The organism is Rhodoblastus sp., from assembly GCF_041915505.1.
Classification (GTDB): Bacteria; Pseudomonadota; Alphaproteobacteria; order Rhizobiales; family Beijerinckiaceae; genus Rhodoblastus.
This window is the reverse complement of sequence record NZ_JAYSBG010000505.1, coordinates 1-1805: the sequence shown is the minus strand read 5'-3', so window position 1 is coordinate 1805 and position 1805 is coordinate 1. Positions and strand designations below refer to the sequence as shown.

The following is a 1805-nucleotide window of genomic DNA, read 5'->3' as shown; positions in this document are numbered from 1 at the left end:
CGACCTTCGTGGTCGACGTCAAATCGACCGGCCTGTTCGCCAGCGATCCGGTGCTCAAGGCGCAGGGCGTCAAGGCCGATTACTGGAAGACCGGCCATTCCTACATCAAGCGCCGCGTCAACGATCTGAAGGCGCTCGCCGGTTTCGAGAAATCCGGCCATTTCTTCTTCAACGCGCCGGTCGGGCGCGGCTATGACGACGGCCTGCTGACGGCGGTCCATGTGCTGGAAATGCTCGACCGCAACCCGGGCAAGAGCATGGCCGATCTCTATGCCGACCTGCCCAAGACCTGGGGCTCGCCCACCATGTCGCCGCATTGCGCCGATGAGGTGAAATATGGCGTGGTCGATAAGGTGGTCGCACGGTTCAAGGCGATGCAGGACAAGGGGGAGCCGATCATCGGCCAGAAGATCACGAGCCTTGTCACGGTCAATGGCGTGCGCGTGACGGTGGAGGACGGCACCTGGGGCCTGGTGCGCGCCTCGTCCAACAAGCCGGAACTGGTGGTGGTGGTCGAGAGCCCGGCCTCGAAGGACAATCTCCACGCCATGTTCAAGGCGGTGGACGCCGTGCTGCGCGAAAACCCCGAAGTCGGCGCCTATAACCAGACGATCTGATCCGGCGGGACACGGAACCGCGAAACGGATTATAGTTTCCGCATTCTTCATCGGAATCGTCGCGTAAATGTTTGTGCTGAATGTTTACCGCCGGGTTCTCGCCCAGCTCGCGCCCGAGCGTCCGCTCGCCATTCTCCTCGTTTTCGCCAATCTGGCCCTCGCCAGCGCGCAATTCGTGGAGCCGGTGCTGTTCGGCCGCATCATCGACAAACTGACTGGCGCGCAGGCCGCGCATCGCGATCCGACCTGGGCCGAACTGACGCCGATGATGGGCGCCTGGGTCGGATTCGGCCTGTTCTCGATCATCGCGGCGGTGACCGTGGCGCTGCACGCCGATCGATTGTCGCATCGCCGCCGTCTCGCGGTAATGGCCAACTTTTTCGACCATCTGCTCGAACTGCCCTTGAGCTTCCACGGCGCGACCCATTCCGGCCGACTGCTGAAGATCATGCTGGAAGGCTCCAGCGGCATGGCCGGAATCTGGCTGTCCTTCTTCCGCGAGAATTGCGCGTCCATGGTCGCGCTGTTCATCCTGTTGCCGGCGACTTTGTTCGTGAACTGGCGGCTTGGCCTCGTTCTGGTCGTACTGGTGGCCTTTTTCGGCCTGCTCACCGTGTTCGTCCTGCGCCGGACCGAGGGCTTGCAGGCGCGAGTGGAAGTGCATAACGCCCAACTCGCCGAACGCGCCTCGGATGTGCTCGGCAATGTGCCGGTCATCCAGTCCTTCACGCGCGTCGAGAGCGAATCGCGCGGCGTCCGCCAGATCATCGATCAGGTGCTGGCGGCGCAGCTTCCCGTTCTGTCGTGGTGGGCGCTCGCCGCCGTGGCGACGCGCGCTTCCGCCACCTTGAGCCTGCTCTCGATTTTCGTGATCGGCGTCTGGCTGCATTTCCAGAATCTGGCGACCATCGGCGTGATCGTCACCTTCATGAATTTCGCCACCATGCTGGTCGCGCGGCTGGAGCAGGTGGTCGGCTTCGTGAACTATCTCTTCATGCAGGCGCCGAAGATCAACGACTTCTTCGAGGTCATGGACACCAAGCCGAGCGTCGCGGACAAGCCCGGCGCGGTCGATCCGGGCCGGCTGAACGGCGAGGTGACATTCGACCACGTCACTTTCGCCTATGACGAGCGGCGCAAGGCGGTGGACGACGTCAGTTTCACCGTGCGCCCCGGCGAGACGGTCGC

1 protein-coding gene and 1 pseudogene are annotated in these 1805 nt (G+C 63.2%); both read left to right on the top strand.

Annotated elements, in window-relative coordinates; genetic code table 11:
- Nucleotides 1–617: pseudogene (locus ACE3S9_RS19195) on the top strand (phosphomannomutase/phosphoglucomutase); the annotation flags it as partial.
- Nucleotides 618–684: 67 nt separating this feature from the next.
- Nucleotides 685–1805 (top strand): ABC transporter transmembrane domain-containing protein (locus ACE3S9_RS19190; protein WP_374548078.1); only part of this gene is annotated, 1121 nt, incomplete at its 3' end.